Here is an 18,244-nt window from a genome sequence, read left to right as displayed (position 1 = left end):
GCGGTCCTGGCGCGTCGTCCTAGCTGGATGCGGCGGCCGCCCTGGCGCGCGCCGCGTGCAATTTCCTGAAGCTGTCGATCAGGCGCTGGTGCCGGTCGAGGCCTTCCAGTTGCATGCTGGTCGGCGTCAGGCCGAAGAAACGCACGCTGCCGTCCACCGAACCCAGCACCGCGTCCATGCGGGCGTCGCCAAACATGCGGCGGAAATTGACGACGTAGTCGTCCAGCTCCAGCGCGTCATCGAGTTCTACTTCCAGCACCACGTTCAATGCTTGATAGAACAGCTTGCGCTCGAGCGTGTTGTCGTTGTACTGCAGGAAGGTTTCCACCAGCTCTTTCGCTTCCTCGAATTGCTGCAGGACGAGATGAATCAGCAGCTTCAATTCCAGCGTCGTCAACTGGCCCCATACCGTGTTTTCGTCAAACTCGATGCCGATCAGGGTGGCGATGTCGCCGTACTCGTCGAGCTCGCTGTTTTCCAGACGGTCGAGCAAGTCTTCCAGGCTGGCATCATCCAGGCCGTGCAGGTTCAGGATGTCGGCGCGGAACAGCAGCGCCTTGTTGGTGTTGTCCCAGATCAAATCCTCGACCGGATACACCTCGGAATAACCGGGCACGAGGATGCGGCAGGCGGTGGCGCCCAGCTGGTTGTACTCGGCCGTGTACACTTCCTTGCCCATGTCGGCGAGGATGCCGAACAGGGTCGCCGCTTCCTCGGCATTCGAGTTCTCGCCGTGGCCGGAAAAATCCCACTCGACAAAATCGTAATCGGCCTTGGCGCTGAAGAAGCGCCACGAGACGATGCCGCTGGAATCGATGAAGTGTTCGACAAAATTGTTCGGCTCGGTGACGGCTTCGCTGGCAAACGTCGGCTGCGGCAAGTCGTTGAGGCCTTCGAAGCTGCGGCCCTGCAGCAATTCCGTCAGGCTGCGTTCGAGCGCCACTTCCAGGCTCGGGTGCGCGCCGAACGAGGCAAACACGCCGCCCGTGCGCGGGTTCATCAGGGTGACGCACATCACCGGGTACACGCCGCCCAGCGACGCATCTTTGACCAGCACGGGGAAACCCTGTTCTTCCAGCCCCTGTATGCCGGCCAGGATGCCCGGGTATTTCGCCAGCACGTCCTGCGGCACGTCGGGCAGGGCGATTTCGCCTTCGAGGATCTCGCGCTTGACGGCCCGCTCAAAAATTTCCGACAGACATTGCACCTGCGCTTCGACGAGGGTATTGCCGGCGCTCATGCCATTGCTGACGTACAGGTTTTCGATCAGGTTGGACGGGAAATACACGGTCTCGCCATCGGAATGGCGCACGTACGGCAGCGAGCAAATGCCGCGCTCGGCATTGCCGGAGTTGGTGTCGATCAGGTGCGAGCCGCGCAGCTCGCCATCGGGGTTGTAGATGTCCAGGCAATATGCGTCGAGAATCTCCTTCGGCAGCGCATCCTTGCGGCCCGGCTTGAACCAGCGTTCGTTCGGGTAATGGACAAAATCCGCGTTGGCGATGTCGTTGCCCCAGAACGAACCGGCATAGAAATGGTTGTTGCTGAGGCGCTCGATATATTCGCCCAGGGCCGACGCCAGCGCGCTTTCCTTGGTCGCGCCCTTGCCGTTGGTAAAGCACATGGGCGAATGCGCATCGCGGATATGCAGCGACCACACGTTCGGAATGATGTTGCGCCACGAAGCGATTTCAATCTTGATGCCCAGGCCCGCCAGCAGACCCGACATATTGGCGATGGTCTGTTCCAGCGGTAAATCCTTGCCGACGATATAGGTGCTCGCGCCAGGAGCCGGGTTCAATGCCAGCAAGGCCTGGGCATCGGCGTCCAGGTTTTCCACCTCTTCAATGACGAACTCGGGGCCCGTTTGCACCACTTTTTTCACCGTGCAACGGTCGATCGAGCGCAGGATGCCCTGGCGGTCCTTGGCCGAGATATCGGCCGGCAACTCGACCTGGATCTTGAAGATTTGCTGGTAACGGTTTTCTGGATCGACAATATTGTTTTGCGACAGGCGGATGTTTTCGGTGGAAATATTGCGCGTATCGCAATACAACTTCACGAAGTAGGCCGCGCACAGTGCAGATGATGCCAAAAAGTAATCGAACGGGCCAGGTGCCGAGCCATCGCCTTTATAGCGGATGGGCTGGTCGGCGATGACCGTAAAATCGTCGAACTTGGCTTCGAGACGCAGCTTGTCGAGAAAGTTGACTTTAATTTCCATGAGGTAATCCAATACTGTGCTTATGAGTTAGACGCTATTATCCGTGCTTTCCGCCGCAGGGCAAAGATTGTTCACTGCGGCCGCGCTGGCGGGGAGCCGCCGGGGCAAGAGGCAGACTGATAAATGTGCGAGGCGATCTGACTGAATATGCGAATAACATTAATGAGACACGGCGAGCCCCGACTCGCCAGAGGGCGCTGGATAGCGCCGATGCAAATGGGACAGTGGATTGATCTCTACAATCAATCGATCATCAAAGAGGGTGGCATCCCTGCGCAGTGCTCTGCGGCGGCACTTTCCGCGTCGACCATCGTGGCCAGCACGGCACCCCGGGCTTGCGCATCGGCCAGGGCACTGGGGGACTTGTCATTCATGCAAGAGGCGATGTTCACCGAAGCCGAGCTGCCTTTTGCCCTGTGGAGAGCACCCTGGCTGCCGGCTGAAGCCTGGGCAGTGATTTTTCGCCTACTCTGGTTGTTCGGATATGCGCGCGGATCGGACTCGCTGCAGATAACGCGGCGGCGCGCCAGGGCAGCCGCCGAGCGTCTGGTGGCGCTTGCCGCCAAGGGGCCTGTGCTGCTGGTCGGGCATGGCATCATGAATCGATTGATCGGCAAGGAACTGCAGGCATTGGGTTGGCTTGCCCGCAACAGGCAAGGCAGCCGGTACTGGAGCATGGGCGTGTACGAGCAGTGAAAACCTGTGACGAATGCGGCAGCCGATACCGTGATGACGCCGAAGGCATGGCCGGAAAAGCGACTGTGTGCGAAAACTGGAGAAACAGGGGCGTTGATCGATACAATACAGGGCGATGTTGTCGAAACGCTTAGTCCTTCCCATGGCGAAGGTCAGCGTCGTCCATAAGAGAGAGCGTGCCGATGCAAATTTCCATGAATGATGTAATCACTGAGCAAGAAGTGATTGCCCTCTACAAGGCCAATCACTGGTCGTCCGCAGAAAAACCGAAAGAGCTGATGGCCGCGCTGCGCAATTCCCACAGCCTGGTGACGGCCCGCGCAGATGGAAAATTGATTGGCATCGGCAATGCCATTTCCGATGGCTATCTGGTGGTCTACTTCCCGCACATGCTCGTCGATCCGATGGCGCAAGGTCAAGGCGTCGGCAGACGGATGATGGCGGCCATGCTGGAAAAATACGCGGGGTTTCACCAGCAAATGCTGACAGCGGACGGCAAGGCCATCGAGTTCTACCAATCCGTGGGCTTCGTGCGCGCAGGGAAAACAGAACCCATGTGGATCTATGCCGGCGATGAGCATTGACGTGTGGTGCCGACATAAAAAACAGCGGCTGCCCATGCTGGCGCAGCCGCTGTTTTTTCAGGTGGACACGGCGATCAGAACTTCACCCACAGTCGTCCGAAATACGAGGCGCCGTTCAGGCCGAACTGCACGCTGTCGTATTTGAAGCCGTTGTCCGTCTCGTCCGCGTTTTGTGTAGTGGGCTTGACGTTGAAGATGTTGTTGCCGCCAAAGGTCAGCTTGGTGTTCTTGTTGATGCTGTAGGTGAAGCTCAGGTCGGCGGAGGTCTTGGCCGCGTAGCGGGCGTTCGGTACGCCTTCGGCCGTGCCGCTGAAGGTGCCCAGGGTTTGCGGGCCAAAGTAGATGATGCGCAGGTCGGATTCCAGCTTGCCCGTGATGTAGTCGAAGCCCAGGGTGGCTTTCGCGCGCGGGCCGCCCTGTTCGATGAACAGGCGTTCGCGCTCGGACAGCAAGACATCTTCGAAACCCGTCAGCGAGGCCGGCGTCTTGACCTTCGTCACTTCCGTTTTGCTCAAATTTAAGGCCAGGAAGGTGTTCAGGCGGTTGCCGGCCAACTCTCCCTTGTGCGAGGCCGTCAGGTCGAGCCCGCGCGTGCGCGTGTCGATGGAGTTGACGAAGAATTGCGCTTCGCCCACGCCCAGGAGGGCCAGGCGCGCGGCCAGGTCCGGGTAGTTGTCGGCATTGAAGCGGCCCGACAGCACGATGCGGTCCTTGATCTTGATGTTGTACAGGTCGGCCGTCACGGAAATGGCTTGCGTCGGCGTCCAGGTGGCACCGAAGGTAAAGCTGGTGGATTTTTCCTCTTTCAGTTTGGGGATGCCGGCCGCGTTGGCGACGGCGCCGCCGTTCGGTGCCAGTACCACGTCGGTGGGTACGCCGCCGATGAAGTCGGTGAAGGTGGACGAGAAATACACTTGCTGCAGCGACGGCGCGCGGAAGCCCGTGCTGGCCGAGCCGCGCAGCAGCACGTTGGGCGCCACTTTATAGCTGGCGGCCAGCTTGCCCGTCACGGTGGAGCCGAAATCGCTGAATTTTTCATAGCGCACAGCGGCCTGGGTTTTCAGGCGTTCCGTCCAGTCCAGTTCCACGTCGCCATACGCGGCGATGCTGTGGCGCTTGGCCTTGGTGGCATCGCCTGGCTGGAAGCCGGGAAAGCCCTGGCTGCCCGCATTGCCGCCCACGCCCACACCGTCGGCGTCGCTGTAGGAACCCGGTTCGCCGGCCATGATCTTGTATTCCTCGCTGCGGTACTCGGCGCCGAAGGCCACGTTCATGCCGCTCATCACCGTGTCGTAGTAGCGGCTGAAATCGGCGTTGCTGGTCAGTTGCTGGAACGAGAAGCCGCCCGCGTCGTAGCTGCTGGCGCTGACGCCCTTGCCGCCGTTCATCAGATCGAGATTGGCGATCGAGGCGTTCAAGGTATGGCTGATGTCGTAGCGCATCTTGTTGTAGCCATAGGTTTGCGAAAAGTCCGCATGCCACTCGCCGATCTGGCTGCGGTGGCCGATGGTGGCGTACTGGTCGTCGATCTTGCCGTTTATGAAGGGTACGAAACCGTCCGGGTACATGGCGGCCGAATTGCGCGATGGAATGTCGTCGCTGCCGATGCCGCCGCGGCCGAACGCGGCGCTCGAGGCGTCGCGCGTCTGCGCGCCGGCCGTGAAGTACAGCTTGCCTGTGCCGCTGGTGGCGTAGTCGCCATTCACGTACAGGGTCTTGTTCCTGGACTTGGTGTCGCCGATGATGCGCATGCTGTCCGCGTCGGCCCTGTTCGAGCGACCCCGGTCCAGGTATTCGCCCGTGATGGCCAGGGTGCCCTTGTCGCCCAGCGCGATGCCGCAGTAGGCGGAAGTCATGTAATTCTTGCCGTCGCCTGCGGAATACTGGCTGTAGCCAGCCACCGCTTCGCAGCCCAGGCTTTTCTTCAGTTCGATATCGATCACGCCGGCAATGGCGTCCGAGCCGTACTGGGCGGCGGCGCCGTCGCGCAGCACTTGCACGTTCTTGATCGCCAGCAAAGGAATCGCATTCATGTCCGTGCCCGTGTTGCCGCGGTTGCGCGCGCCGAACAGGTTGACGAGGGCCGTCGTGTGGCGCCGCTTGCCATTCACCAGCACGAGGGTCTGGTCGGAACCGAGGCCGCGCAGGGCGGCTGAATCGATCAGGTCGGCCCCGTCGGCGCCCGTCTGGCGCGTGGAGTTGAACGAGGGCGAGATGTATTGCAGCGACTGCGCCAGGTCGAACTGGCCGCCTTGCTCGGCCACCTTGGAAATGGGAATGATATCGACCGGCACCATGGTATCCGTGGCGGAACTGGCGACCCGGCGCGAGCCGACCACGCTGACCGTTTGCACGGGACCATCCGTGGCGGCCGCTTCCGTGTTCTGGGCCTGGGCGGCCGGACTGAATGCGGCCAGGGCGGCGCTGCCGTACAGGCTGATGAGGACTGCTTTACGCAAGGTGGTGAGGGTCGGCACGCAGTATCTCCAAGTGGCTGATGAGCAAAAATTCGTGACTTGATTCTAGTGCCATCATTTCAGCATTCACCAGCGATACTTTGTTTTGTTATTACAAATTCGCTGTAACTGTTGTTTCCTGGTTGATTATCTTTTGGCCGCTGCCTGACTTGCCTCGTCCTGGTGCGACATGCCCCGTTCAGGTGCTGCGTTGCACCATGCCGCCTACCCAGATTGCCTGCGCGCTGTATTGCACTTCGATCAAACACGGCTGCTGCGTCACGTGGCCCTGCGACAGGCGCAGCGACTGTTGCAGATGCGCTGACAGCGCGCCCGCCGCCACACCCGTGGCGCTGTCTTCCTGCGCCGGGTCGAGGTGGTTGAAGTTGCGCCCTTCGTAGGCGTTCTCGCCCGTGCGGCAATACGCATAGCAGCCGCTGACCTGGTGCAAGGCGCTCCAGTCGGCGATCAGTTCCAGGTTCGGCCGCAGCGCGCGCAGGGTGGTGCGGTCGGCCACTTCCAGCAGCAGCTTCGGGCTGCCGACGGAGGCGATCGCGGGCGGCGACAGCAAGTGCATGTGCTGGCCCATCAGTTCCGACGGAATATATTTTTCCACCGTGACGGCCGGCGCCGGCTGCGGTGCCAGGCCGATGAATAGACCGGCTGCGTTGCGCACCAACTGCAAGGCTTGCCCGCGCATGGCCGTGCTCACCGTCAGGGTTGCCGGCGCGCCGGGCGCCGTCAGCAGCACATGCGCGGCCGCCAGGGTGGCATGCAGGCACAGGGGGATGCGCGTGTGCGGATAAAAATAGTCGAGCACGATAGCGCCGTCCGCTTGCCGGTCGAGGAAGACGCAGGCGCTGACCTGGCGTTCGCGGGCGAAGGACTGGCGCGCCGTTTCGCTGCCATGGTCGTTTTCCACGACCAGCGCCGCATTGCCGCCACCGGGGGCGGCGCCGAAACATTTTAATAAGTGGACGATCATGGCGGTCGAGACAAAAGGTAAAACCCCAGCATAACTGAGATGGCCGTTTTCAGATGAGTATAATATACTGTGTTTATATACAGTATTGAGGTGGATCATGTGGGGCGCAGTCTTACCCGAGTATGCTGAGTTGTACTGCCTGAGCAATTTCAGCTTCCTGCATGGCGCCTCGCATGCGGAAGAGCTGGTGGCGCGCTCTGTCCAGCTCGGTTACAAGGCGCTGGCGATTACCGACGAGTGTACGCTGGCGGGCGTCGTGCGCGCCCATGCGACGGCCAAGCGGGCCGGTTTTCCGCTGATCATCGGCGCGCATTTTCATTTGACGCAGGCCGACGGCAGCGCGGCGCTGTCCTTGCTGGCGCTGGTGCAGGACCGCGACGGTTACGGCAACTTGTCGGAACTGATCACCATGGCGCGCACGCGGGCGGCCAAGGGCCGCTATGTGCTGACGCCGGACGACTTCGCCGCGCCATCGGCGGGATTTGCCCATTTGCAGGGACTGCCCGGCTGCCTGATGATCTTGCTGCCGGGCTATCCGGCCCGGCCGGAAGCCGTGCGCGCGCAGGGCGCGTGGATGGCGTCCACCTTTGGCAGCGGGCGTAGCTGGATCGGCCTGAACCTGCTGCAGCGCGCGCAGGACGACGCCCACCGCAGCGTCGTGCAGGAGGTGGCGCAGGCGCAGGGCTTGCCCGTGGTGGCCGTCGGCCACGTGTGCATGCACGTGCGTTCGCGCAAGCCTTTGCTCGATACCCTGTGTGCGATACGTGTGGGCAAGCCCGTGGGCGAGTGCGGCTATGCGCTGGCGCAAAACGCGGAACAGCATCTGCGCGCGCGCTTGCGCCTGGCCAATGTGTATCCGCCGCAGGCGCTGGCGGAAACCCTGCGCATCGCGGGGCTGTGCACGTTTTCGCTCGACAGCCTGCGCTATGACTACCCCGACGAACTGGTGCCGCACGGCTACACGCCGGCCACCTATCTGCGCGAGGAAACGTACGCGGGCGCGCGCATCCGCTTTCCGCTGGGTATTCCGGCCAACGTGCAGCAGCAGATCGAGCATGAACTGGAACTGATCGCCGACCTTTCCTACGAGCCGTATTTCCTGACCGTCTACGACATCGTGCGCTTTGCCCGTTCGCAAAACATCCTGTGCCAGGGCCGGGGCTCGGCCGCCAATTCGGCCGTCTGCTATTGCCTGCACATCACGGAAGTGGACCCGGCGCGCGGCAATTCGCTGGTCGAGCGCTTCATGTCGCGCGAGCGCAACGAGCCGCCCGACATCGACGTCGACTTCGAGCACCAGCGGCGCGAAGAGGTGATTCAATATATCTATGGCAAATATGGGCGCGAGCGGGCCGCGCTGGCGGCCGTGGTGATCAGCTACCGGCCGAAGAGCGCCTTGCGCGACAGCGGCAGGGCGTTGGGGATCGACCTGGCCATCGTGGAAAAAGTGGCCAAGGCGCATCGCTGGTTCGATGGCAAGCGCGACCTGCTGGAGCGCCTGGCCGAATGCGGGCTCGACCCGGAGGCGGCATTGTCGCAGCAGTGGGCCAGCCTGGCGCAGCAGTTGCTGGGCTTTCCCCGCCATTTGTCGCAGCATCCGGGCGGCTTTGTCATCGCGCAAGGAAAATTGTCGCGCCTGGTGCCGATCGAAAACGCCACCATGGCCGAGCGCAGCGTCATCGAGTGGGACAAGAACGACCTCGAGGAGCTGGGCTTGATGAAGGTCGACGTGCTGGCGCTGGGCATGCTGTCGGCCCTGCGCCGCGCCCTGGAACTGGTCGGCGGACGGCGCGGCGAGGAATTCCGGATGCAGGATATTCCCGCCGAAGACCCGGCCACCTACGACATGATGTGCCAGGCCGACACCATCGGCGTGTTCCAGATCGAGTCGCGCGCGCAGATGAGCATGCTGCCGCGCCTGCGTCCCCGTGAATTCTACGACCTCGTCATCGAGGTGGCGCTGGTGCGCCCCGGCCCCATCCAGGGCGGCATGGTGCATCCGTATTTGCAGCGGCGCCAGCAGAAAGAAGCGGTCGAGTATCCGAAGGGCCTGGAAAAGGCGCTGGGACGCACCCTGGGCATCCCGATCTTCCAGGAGCAGGTGATGCAGGTGGCCATCATCGCAGCCGATTTCACGCCCGGCGAGGCGGACCAGTTGCGGCGCGCCATGGCGGCCTGGAAACGCAAGGGCGGCATGAACAATTACAAGGAACGCATCGTCGAAACGATGGTCAAAAATGCGTATAAACGGGAGTTCGCGGAGGCCATCTTCAGCCAGATCGAGGGCTTTGGCGAATACGGTTTTCCCGAGTCGCACGCGGCCAGTTTCGCCTTGCTGACGTACGCCAGTTCCTGGCTGAAATGCCACGAACCGGCCGCCTTCCTGTGCGCCTTGCTCAACAGCCAGCCCATGGGCTTTTACAGTCCCTCGCAACTGGTGCAGGATGCGCGCCGCCATGGCGTGCCCGTGCTGCCCGTTGACGTGGCCGTCAGCGGCTGGGAAGCGACGTTGGAAGAGACTGCGGAAGGGGCCGCGCCCGCCGTGCGCCTGGGCTTGAACAGCCTGTTTGGCATGCGCGCCGAGGCGGCCCGGCGCATCGAGGATGCGCGCGCCATCACCGCCTTTGTCGACGTGGCCGACCTGGCGCGGCGTGGCGGCCTGGACCGTCATGACTTGCAGGTGCTCGCCGCCGGCAACGCGCTGCACGCGCTGGCCGGGCACCGGCGCGCGGCGCTGTGGCAGGCGGCCGGCGCCGTGCCGGACAGGGACTTGCTGCGCGCCACCACGCAAGAGGAAGACTTGCCCGTGCTGGCCGCGCCGACGGAAGGCGAGAGCATCGTCAGCGACTACCGCGCGCAAGGCCTGACTCTGGGCCGCCACCCGCTGGCGCTGCTGCGCAGGCAATTGCTGGAACAGCGTTTCCTGCCGGCATCCGCGCTGGCCAGCTACACGAATGGCCAGCTGGCGCGCGCCTGCGGCATCGTCACCGTGCGCCAGCGTCCGGGCACGGCCAAGGGCGTGATCTTCATGACACTGGAAGACGAGACGGGCACGGTGAACGTCATCGTCTGGCCCGACCTGGTGGAAAGCCAGCGGCGCGAAGTGCTGAGCGCGCCGCTGCTGGGCGTATATGGCGTGTGGCAAAGGGAAGGGCTGGTGCGCAACCTGGTGGCCAAGCGCCTGGTCGACATGTCGCATCTGCTGGGGCGTTTGAGGACCAGCAGCCGCGATTTCTGTTGAGGCTTGTCAATGTCGGCCAGGCGGTGGCATGATTGTCATATGACTACTTTGCCCGAACCGACACTGCGCCCCGCCCTGGTCGCCGACGCGCCCGCCATCGTCGCCCTGATCGACGACCTGATGCCCTTTCTGACTCTGCACCCGGACGGAGCGGGGGCGGAAAAGTTCATCGAGAACTGCCGCCAGCCCGCCATCGAAGGCTACCTGTCGCTACCCAATTACGCTTACCAGCTGGCGCATATCGATGGCGCACTGGCCGGCGTGGTGGCCATGCGCGACAACACGCATCTGTTCCACATGTTCGTGCCGCGCGCCCTGCACCGGCGCGGCATGGCGCGCCGCATGTGGCAGGCCGCCCGCGATGCGTCCTTGGCCAGGGGGAATGTCACGGCGTTTACCGTCAATTCCTCGGCCTACGCCTTGCCGCTGTACGAAAGCCTGGGCTTTGTCGCCACGGGACCGAAGGTGGAGACGGGCGGCATCGCGTTCGTGCCGATGCGCATGGAATGGACGGCCTGATTACCAGCGCACGATCTTGCCCGGATTCATGATGTTCTTCGGATCCAACGCGTGTTTCAGGGCGCGCATGGTGTCGATGGCGCCTTCGCCATGTTCTTCCACGAGGAAGGCCATCTTGTGCATGCCCACGCCGTGTTCTCCCGTGCAGGTGCCGTCCATGCCGATGGCGCGCGTGACCATGTCGCTGTTGACCTTTTCGGCGCGCGCGATGTCGGCCGGATCATCGGGGTCGACCAGCATCTGCACGTGGAAGTTGCCGTCGCCTACGTGGCCGATGATGGCGTAGACGAGGCCCTGCGCTTCGCAATCGGCCTTGGTGGCGAGGATGCATTCGGCCAGGCGCGAAATGGGCACGCAGCAATCGGTGGAAATGGCGCGGCTGCCGGGACGCATCTGCAGCAGGGCGAAATACGCGTTATGGCGCGCGGCCCACAGGCGCGAGCGGTCTTCGGGGCGGCTGGCCCACTCGAAATCGCTGGCGCCGTGCTCCGCCGTGATGGCTTGCACCAGCTGCGCCTGCTCGGCCACGCTGGCCGGCGTGCCGTGAAATTCAAACAGTAATAATGGCTTTTCCGGCAGCGCCATTTTGTCGTAGGCGTTGATGGCTTTGACGCCATTTTCATCGAGAAACTCGACTCTGGCCACAGGAATACCCATCTGGATGGTCTGGATCACGGCGCTGACGGCTTCGCCCGTGCCGGGGAACGAGCACACGGCGGCCGAGATCGCTTCCGGCAGCGGATACAGTTTCACCGTCACTTCCGTGATGATGCCCAGCGTGCCCTCGCTGCCGACGAACAGGCGCGTCAGGTCGTAGCCGGCCGACGATTTTTTCGCCCTGGTCCCCGTCTTGATGATGCGGCCATCGGCCGTCACCACCGTCAGGGCCAGCACGTTTTCGCGCATGGTGCCGTAGCGCACGGCGTTCGTGCCCGAGGCCCGCGTGGCCGCCATGCCGCCCAGCGACGCATTGGCGCCCGGGTCGATGGGGAAGAACAGACCCGTGTCGCGCAGCTCCTCGTTCAGTTGCTTGCGCGTCACGCCTGCCTGCACGGTGGCCGTCAAGTCTTCAGCATGCACGGCGACCATCTGATTCATTTGCGACAGATCAATCGTCACGCCGCCGTGCAGGGCCAGCACGTGGCCTTCGAGCGAAGTGCCGCTGCCGTAGGCGATGATGGGCACGTCGTGCGCGCTGCACAGTTTGACGGCAGCCGCCACTTCCTCGGTGGAATGGGCGAAGATGACGGCGTCCGGCAGCATGGGGGGATAGCTCGACTCGTCGCGGCCATGGTGTTCGCGCATGGCTTGCGTCATGGAAAAGCGGTCGGCAAAGATCAGGGAAAGTACGGCAGCAAGGGATGCGGGCAGCGGTTTGTTCAGTACCGCCAACTGGTCAGTTTGATTCACGCGAGTCCTCCGTTTTTTTTATTCTACTCCGCGCCCGGGGATTTCACCGAAGCGGCATATCGATTTTTTGCCAGCTGTAAAAAGAATTCGCATGGTGCGCCGTGCATTGGTTGTAAATGAGAATCATTTCTATTAAAATGCCCGCCAGTAGTGATTTTGCAATGCGTGCTTCCACCCGAAAGGCCATGCCATGAATTTCCCCCTGTCCCTCGCCGCCGTCCTGCCCGCCTGCGTGCTGGCGCTGAGCGCCTGCAGCAGCGCCGCGCCCGCCACCGGCACGGCTGCCGCCACGATGGCCGCGTCCGCTTCTGCGCAAGATGTGCGCCAGCTGGGCGAGATCGTCGACCTGCGCAGCGGCCAGCGCGTGAGCGCCGAGCAATTGCTGGCCCAGCTGGCCGCCGCGCCGCGCGTCATCATCGGCGAGCAGCATGACCAGCTCAGCCATCACCAGATCGAGCAATGGCTGCTGCAGCAGTTGCAGGGCCAGCGCCCGCAAGGCAGCGTGCTGCTGGAAATGCTGAACCCGGACCAGCAAGCCAAGGTGGACAAGGTCAAGACGTGGCTGCAGACGGACCCCGTCGTGCGCCCCGAACACGTGGCCGAGCTGCTGGCCTGGCAGCCCAGCTGGAAGTGGGCGCAATATGGCGACCTGGTCATGACCGTGATGCGCGCGCCATACCCCGTCTGGTCGGCCAACCTGGACCGCGGCGACATCAAGCAACTGTTCATCGATCAGCCGGCCGTGCAGGGCAAGCACAGCAACCTGGCCAACGATGGCAAGGTGCATGAAAAATTGAAGGACATCATCCGCGTCATGCACGACAACCAGATCGACGCGCCGCGCCTGGCCGCCATGCTGGCGGTGCAGCAGCAGCGCGACCGTCGCATGGCCGAGCGCCTGCTGGCCGCGCCCGCGCCGGCCGTGCTGATCGCCGGCGCCTACCATGCGCACAAGGACCTGGGCGTGCCGCTGCACGTGCAGGACTTGACGGGCGGCCCGGCGCCGCTGGTGCTGGTGCTGGCGCAGCAGGGGGCCACGGTGCTGGCGCGGCAGGCGGATTTCGTCTGGTTCACACCGGCATTGCCCGCCGTCGCCAGCGCCCAATAATTCCTCGTATGTCCGCCGGGCGTTCTGCCCGGCACTCTCCCCCAGCAAGCTCCTCCATGGCAGCCAGGTAGTCCGTCCGATTCTTTTGCATGCGCGTGCGCGCCGTTGGCGCAGCCATGCCTGTTACCTGTCAAAGTTCTCATGCGTATCCTCTATATCAAAGTCGCCGCTGGCGGCGTATTTCTTTCCCTGTTGCATGCCACCGCGCAAGCGTCCGCCTTGCCGCACGATATGTCGCCCCTGGGCATGTTTTTCGCCGCCGACCAGGTCGTAAAAAGCGTGCTGATCGGCTTGTTGACTGCCGCGCTGGCCACTTGGGTGGTCTTGCTGGTGAAGGGCGCCAGCTTGCTGCAGGCGCGGCGCGCGGCGGCGCAAGCCGTCGCCGTGCTGAAGACGGCCACCTCCTTGCCGGACGCGGCCGCCAAAGTGGAGGGGGGCGGCAGCACTTCGCTGGCGCGGCAACTACTCGACGAGGTGCAGCAGGAGCTGAGCCTGTCGCACGCGCATGCGCCGGCGGCGGCCCTGAAGGAGCGGGCCGGCTTTCGCCAGGAACAGTGGATCGCGCAGCAGGTGCGCACCATGACGCAAGGCATCGGCTTGCTCGCCAGCATAGGCGCCGTGGCGCCGTTCGTCGGCCTGTTCGGCACCGTGTGGGGCATCATGAACAGTTTCATCGGTATCGCCGCCAGCCAGAGCACGAACCTGGCGACCGTCGCGCCTGGCATCGCGGAAGCCTTGCTGGCGACAGCCTTGGGCCTGGTGGCGGCGATTCCCGCCGTCGTCATCTATAACGTCTTGAGTCGTGGCATCAACCAGTACAAGGCGCAGCTGCGCGCCGCGTCGGCGCAAGTGCTGCTGATGCTCAGCCGCGACCTCGACACGCGCCGGCAGGCCTGAAACATGGCATCCCTGTTTCCCTCCCCGGACGACGACACGGCCGACATGCCGGAGCTTTGCGAGATCAATGTCACGCCCTTCATCGACGTGATGCTGGTGCTGCTGATCATCTTCATGGTGGTCTCGCCGCTGGCGACCGTCGACCTGAAAATCGACTTGCCGGCCGCCACGGCCCAGCCCGAACCGCGTCCCGACAAACCCTTGTTCGTTTCCCTGAAAGCGGACCACAGCCTGTATCTGGGCGAGTCGCCCGTGGCGCGCGAGCAGCTGGGCCGCCTGCTCGACGCGCAGACGGGCGGCGACCGCCAGCGCACCTTGTTTTTCCAGGCCGACAAGCAAGCCGCCTATGAAGACGTGCTGGTCGTGATGGATGCCCTGCGCCAGGCCGGCTATCTGAAGGTGGGCCTGGTCGGTCGGGAGGGCGGGTGAATCCGCGCCCTGTATTGAACTGGGGCATCGCCACGGCGCTGGTGGTAGCGGGCATGCTGGCGGTGCTGCTGTGGGCGGCCTGGCGGCCCGCGACGCCGGCCTCCGCGCAGCCGCCCGCCAGCGTGATGCTGGTATTTGCCGCGCAAGCGATGTCGCCGGAAACACAGGTGGCGCACGCCGTGGGCGCGCGCCGGTCGGCCGCGTCCAGCGCAGCCCGGCCGCCAAAGAGCGCCATCCGGCAAGAGGCGTTGCCCGTGCTGGCACGTGCCGCCGCGCCGCAGATCGTCGCCGCTGAAAAGGAGGAAAGGGCGGCGGCCAGCCCATCGACGGACCCGGGCAAGGATGCCGTCAAGGAAGCATCGATGCCCGCGCAGGCCAGCAGCAGCGCCACGCCGGCGCCTGCCGCCGTGCGCGGTCCGCAGGCCGCGCCGTTCGATAGCGACACGCCATCGACCAGCGCGGCGCCGGCCAGCTGGCAAAGCCGGGTGCTCGGCCACCTGGCGCACTTCAAGCGCTATCCGGGCGACGCGCGCCAGCGCAAGCGGGCCGGCGCCGCCTGGGTGCGCTTCCAGGTGGACCGCGACGGCACATTGCTGGCCAGCGAGTTGATCACCTCATCGGGCACGGTGCTGCTCGACCGCGAAGCCTTGCAAGTGCTGCAGCGCGCGCAGCCGTTGCCGGCGCCGCCCGCCAACGTCCTGCACCAGGGCACGGTGACGGTGACCTTGCCCGTGTCGTTCAAGCTCGACGCCAGCTGAATTTCAAATTTTTCAATAACATAACAAATCGAGGGTGTATGCATATCAAGACAATGGCACGGGCCGTGGGCGTCTGCATGGCGTTGCTGGCGCAACAGGCATGGGCGCAGCAGGTGCGGGAAAGTACGGCGGGCAAGGTGGAGTTTTCGCCGCTGAATGTCTCGGGCGAAGCGGTGTCCGTGGAACAGCAGGCGCTGGAAAGACCGGGCGCCGTCAGCGCGCGCGGCGCGGACACGCGCTTGCAGAGCGTCGACCAGATCTTGCGCGGCATGCCGGGCACGTTTACCCAGATCGATCCGGCGCAAGGGGCCGTCAGCGTGAATATCCGCGGCCTGTCCGGCTTTGGTCGGGTCAATACCATGATCGATGGCGTGACGCAAAATTACTATGGCAGCGCGCCGTCGGAAGTGGCGCATGGTAGCGTGCCCAGCAGCCAGTTCGGCGCCCTGATCGATCCGAACTTCATCATCGGCGTGGACGTGTCGCGTGGCAATGCCATCGGCGGCGATGGCGTCAATGCGCTGGCCGGCAGCAGCAACTTTCGCACCATCGGCGTCGATGACGTGGTGTTTGCGGGCGACAAGGTGGGCGCGCGCACGAAGATGTCCGCCGGCAATAACGGCGTGGGACGCAGCGCCATGCTGGCCGTGGCCATGAAAAACCCCGCCTTCGACGGCGGCAGCGTGGGTTTCATGGCGGCCACCAGCGCGAGCGTGATCGGCAACAACTACAAGAATGGCAAAGGCACGGACAGCGAACAATTCGGCTTCGGCTACAACCGTTTCTACAAGCAGAAACCGAAGTCGCAATTGCTCAAGCTGGACCTCACATTGAGCGACTTCCATGCGCTGGAACTGTCGGCGCGCGATTACCGCAACACCTTTACGCGCCGCGATATCCAGAGCGACGATTACTATGTGAAATATCACTACACGCCGTTTTCCGAATTGATCGACCTCAAGGTGGTCGCCAGCACCAGCCGAGGCCGGCAGAAATACATGCCGGAAGCCTTGCTCAATTTCGTCAACACCAGCACGGCCAACCGCGCCGACGCCTTTGACATCAACAACACGAGCAGCTTCAAGCTGGCCGGCGGCGACGCCTTGGTGACCGTGGGCGGCAAGCGGATGCGCAATGCATACAGCAAGCACGTGGAAAGCCTCGTCGACGATCCGGACAACCCGGACGCGAACCAGCAATCGATTGAAAACAATACCTTTGGCCCCGCCGGCAAACAAAAGATCGACAGCCTGTACGCGGGCCTGCAGTACAACCGCGGCATCTACCAGGTCAATGCGGGTCTGAATTACACGCGTTTTGAATTGACGGGCTACAAGCCGGCCTGCGACGAGCGCGTGAAATGTTTCCCGCAAGGGGAGGCGCATATCGCGCTGAAGGAACACGGCATGAATCCATCGCTGCTCGTTTCCGCGCAAGTGACGCCGTGGTTCCAGCCGTTTGCCAGCGCCGAGCGCACTATGCGCGGGCCGAATCCGCAGGAAGTGTTTTTCTCGAATGATGGCGGGGCGTCGATGAACCCTTTCCTGAAGGGTGAAAAGGCGACGACCTATCAGCTGGGCTTCAATGGCAGCCTGCACGGTCTGCTGAGCGCCAAGGACGCACTCCATTTCAAGGCGCTGTATTTCAAGAGCAAGATCGACGGCTACATCACCAGCCAGTCCTTCCTCGTCTGCGACAACGGGCGCAAGTGCAATATTGCGGAAGTGATCGCCACGGATTGGGAAACGGTCGACGAGTACGTGACGAACATGTATATCTACATTAACTCGGCCACGCCCGTGCACACGCGCGGCTGGGAACTGGAAGCGCAGTACCAGCTGGGGCCGGCGTATGCGCGCCTGTCGTACACGCGTGAAAAGACCAGCCAGCCCACCTCGATCGCCAGCGCGTGGTTTGGCGCGGCGGACATCAGCGAATTGCCGAGCACTTACTACAACCTCGACGTGGGCACGCGCCTGCTGGACAATAAAATGGAGATCGGCGCCATCGTCAAGCACACGGGATCGAACCGGCGCCTGTCGCCGGACAACGAAGCCGATGAGGTCACGGGTGAAGTGACGAAGGTGGACAATCCGAAGATCCCGGCCGTGATCGACCTGTACGCCAGTTACCAGGTGTCAAAAAACCTGTTCCTGCGCCTGTCGGTGCAAAACGCCATGGACAAGAATTATTCGGAAGCGTTGAACCGCCTGAACTCGATGCCGTCGCAGTCGAACGACAATACGCCGATGAGCACGGCGCGGGGCAGGACGTATGTGGCGGGGTTGGAGTACCGCTTTTAGTTAAACCCCAGTGCAAATACTGGGGTCGTACCCTGCAGGGTACGACCCCAGCCTTCCGCTTAGGGGTTAATTAATACTCGCGCGGTGTCGTTCCATAATAGCTGTGGATGGACTGGGCCCACGTGGTGTCCGCCATGTTCGGCCAGTTATCCGTGTCGAAGCCGGGCGCGTTTTCGATACGTTCCTTGTCGACGTTGAGGGTGAAGCGCTTGTTGACGGTGTCGAGCAGCAGCGCTTCCCAAGGCACGGCGAACAGTTTTTCACCGATGGTGAAGACACCGCCGTGCGACATGACGGCGTAGGCGATCTTGCCGCTGCGCATGTCGATCATGATTTCCTTGATTTCGCCCAGATGTTCATCCTTGGCGTTGTGCACATGGTCGCCGATCAGGGTGTCGGCACCCATCAGTTCAGGGCCGGGGCCTTTATGGCCGCGGTTGACATACATGCCGTAGGCGTCGCGTTCTTCGTAGCTCATGATAGACCTCCTGTTGAAAAATCCCAGTCTGCGGCCGGAGCGCGGCAGGGTCTGTTCGTTCTCCCACACAAAGTATGGAATTTGAAATATTTCAATTTTTCTCATTGCGCGTTTGTTGTGTGTAGACCGCAGGAGAGGGGGAGATAGTCGTCATTG

General features: G+C 62.9%; 14 protein-coding genes. 9 read left to right on the top strand and 5 right to left on the bottom strand.

Going from position 1 to position 18,244, the window contains the following annotated elements:
- Positions 1-19 precede the first annotated feature (19 nt).
- The gene (locus tag GCN78_RS02280; protein ID WP_152250216.1) at positions 20-2,224 is read right to left on the bottom strand and encodes an OsmC domain/YcaO domain-containing protein; all 2,205 of its coding nucleotides are present in this window, start codon (positions 2,222-2,224) and stop codon (positions 20-22) included.
- Positions 2,225-2,371: 147 nt separating this feature from the next.
- Between GCN78_RS02280 and GCN78_RS02275 the strand changes: the two genes are divergently transcribed.
- Together GCN78_RS02275 and GCN78_RS02270 are read left to right on the top strand one after the other, a co-directional pair.
- Complete coding sequence (locus tag GCN78_RS02275) at positions 2,372-2,920, top strand: histidine phosphatase family protein (protein WP_152250215.1); 549 nt, start codon at positions 2,372-2,374, stop codon at positions 2,918-2,920.
- Between the two features lie 194 nt (positions 2,921-3,114).
- On the top strand, positions 3,115-3,504 hold the full coding sequence (locus tag GCN78_RS02270; protein WP_226939415.1) for a GNAT family N-acetyltransferase: 390 nt from the start codon (positions 3,115-3,117) through the stop codon (positions 3,502-3,504).
- A 74-nt stretch (positions 3,505-3,578) separates the two neighbouring features.
- On the opposite strand, the gene GCN78_RS02265 is transcribed toward GCN78_RS02270, so the two are convergent.
- Both GCN78_RS02265 and GCN78_RS02260 read right to left on the bottom strand, forming a co-directional pair.
- Positions 3,579-5,981, bottom strand: a complete 2,403-nt coding sequence (locus tag GCN78_RS02265) for a TonB-dependent receptor plug domain-containing protein (protein WP_152250213.1) — start codon at positions 5,979-5,981, stop codon at positions 3,579-3,581.
- A 178-nt stretch (positions 5,982-6,159) separates the two neighbouring features.
- Entirely contained in the window at positions 6,160-6,945 is a 786-nt protein-coding gene (locus GCN78_RS02260) for a PhzF family phenazine biosynthesis protein (protein ID WP_152250212.1), read from the bottom strand.
- A gap of 97 nt (positions 6,946-7,042) precedes the next feature.
- Between GCN78_RS02260 and GCN78_RS02255 the strand changes: the two genes are divergently transcribed.
- Together GCN78_RS02255 and GCN78_RS02250 are read left to right on the top strand one after the other, a co-directional pair.
- Complete coding sequence (locus tag GCN78_RS02255; protein WP_152250211.1) at positions 7,043-10,186, top strand: error-prone DNA polymerase; 3,144 nt, start codon at positions 7,043-7,045, stop codon at positions 10,184-10,186.
- A gap of 39 nt (positions 10,187-10,225) precedes the next feature.
- Positions 10,226-10,705 carry a GNAT family N-acetyltransferase gene (locus tag GCN78_RS02250; RefSeq protein WP_226939414.1) on the top strand — a complete coding sequence of 160 codons (480 nt, stop codon included), beginning with the start codon at positions 10,226-10,228 and terminating at the stop codon, positions 10,703-10,705.
- On the opposite strand, the gene GCN78_RS02245 is transcribed toward GCN78_RS02250, so the two are convergent.
- A complete protein-coding gene (locus GCN78_RS02245) occupies positions 10,706-12,115 on the bottom strand; it encodes an FAD-binding oxidoreductase (RefSeq protein WP_152250210.1) in 1,410 nt (469 codons plus the stop codon). It lies immediately after the preceding gene.
- 190 nt (positions 12,116-12,305) lie between these two features.
- On the opposite strand from GCN78_RS02245, the gene GCN78_RS02240 reads away from it, so the two are divergent.
- From GCN78_RS02240 to GCN78_RS02220, 5 genes are all read left to right on the top strand, one after another.
- A complete protein-coding gene (locus GCN78_RS02240) occupies positions 12,306-13,223 on the top strand; it encodes a ChaN family lipoprotein (RefSeq protein WP_152250209.1) in 918 nt (305 codons plus the stop codon).
- Positions 13,224-13,364: 141 nt separating this feature from the next.
- On the top strand, positions 13,365-14,120 hold the full coding sequence (gene exbB / locus GCN78_RS02235; protein ID WP_152250208.1) for a tonB-system energizer ExbB: 756 nt from the start codon (positions 13,365-13,367) through the stop codon (positions 14,118-14,120).
- A gap of 3 nt (positions 14,121-14,123) precedes the next feature.
- Positions 14,124-14,549, top strand: a complete 426-nt coding sequence (gene exbD / locus GCN78_RS02230; protein WP_152250207.1) for a TonB system transport protein ExbD — start codon at positions 14,124-14,126, stop codon at positions 14,547-14,549.
- Entirely contained in the window at positions 14,546-15,307 is a 762-nt protein-coding gene (locus GCN78_RS02225; protein ID WP_152250206.1) for an energy transducer TonB family protein, read from the top strand. Before exbD ends, GCN78_RS02225 begins: the two co-directional genes overlap by 4 nt.
- A 38-nt stretch (positions 15,308-15,345) precedes the next feature.
- A complete protein-coding gene (locus GCN78_RS02220) occupies positions 15,346-17,610 on the top strand; it encodes a TonB-dependent receptor domain-containing protein (RefSeq protein WP_152250205.1) in 2,265 nt (754 codons plus the stop codon).
- A 70-nt stretch (positions 17,611-17,680) separates the two neighbouring features.
- On the opposite strand, the gene GCN78_RS02215 is transcribed toward GCN78_RS02220, so the two are convergent.
- Positions 17,681-18,088 (bottom strand): PRC-barrel domain-containing protein, encoded by a 408-nt coding sequence (locus GCN78_RS02215; RefSeq protein ID WP_071075939.1) that lies wholly within the window; start codon positions 18,086-18,088, stop codon positions 17,681-17,683.
- Positions 18,089-18,244 lie beyond the last annotated feature (156 nt).

Source organism: Janthinobacterium rivuli, assembly GCF_009208735.1.
GTDB lineage: Bacteria > Pseudomonadota > Gammaproteobacteria > Burkholderiales > Burkholderiaceae_D > Janthinobacterium.
The sequence above is the reverse complement of the archived record's forward strand: the minus strand, read 5'-3'. Positions and strand labels throughout refer to the sequence as shown.

Excerpts from the sequence above, each read along its gene's own strand:
- GCN78_RS02280 (WP_152250216.1), bottom strand. The coding sequence starts at position 2,224 with ATGGAAATTAAAGTCAACTTTCTCGACAAGCTGCGTCTCGAAGCCAAG.
- GCN78_RS02275 (WP_152250215.1), top strand. The coding sequence starts at position 2,372 with ATGCGAATAACATTAATGAGACACGGCGAGCCCCGACTCGCCAGAGGG.
- GCN78_RS02270 (WP_226939415.1), top strand. The coding sequence starts at position 3,115 with ATGAATGATGTAATCACTGAGCAAGAAGTGATTGCCCTCTACAAGGCC.
- GCN78_RS02260 (WP_152250212.1), bottom strand. The coding sequence starts at position 6,945 with ATGATCGTCCACTTATTAAAATGTTTCGGCGCCGCCCCCGGTGGCGGC.
- GCN78_RS02255 (WP_152250211.1), top strand. The coding sequence starts at position 7,043 with ATGTGGGGCGCAGTCTTACCCGAGTATGCTGAGTTGTACTGCCTGAGC.
- GCN78_RS02250 (WP_226939414.1), top strand. The coding sequence starts at position 10,226 with ATGACTACTTTGCCCGAACCGACACTGCGCCCCGCCCTGGTCGCCGAC.
- GCN78_RS02240 (WP_152250209.1), top strand. The coding sequence starts at position 12,306 with ATGAATTTCCCCCTGTCCCTCGCCGCCGTCCTGCCCGCCTGCGTGCTG.
- exbB (WP_152250208.1), top strand. The coding sequence starts at position 13,365 with ATGCGTATCCTCTATATCAAAGTCGCCGCTGGCGGCGTATTTCTTTCC.
- exbD (WP_152250207.1), top strand. The coding sequence starts at position 14,124 with ATGGCATCCCTGTTTCCCTCCCCGGACGACGACACGGCCGACATGCCG.
- GCN78_RS02220 (WP_152250205.1), top strand. The coding sequence starts at position 15,346 with ATGCATATCAAGACAATGGCACGGGCCGTGGGCGTCTGCATGGCGTTG.
- GCN78_RS02215 (WP_071075939.1), bottom strand. The coding sequence starts at position 18,088 with ATGAGCTACGAAGAACGCGACGCCTACGGCATGTATGTCAACCGCGGC.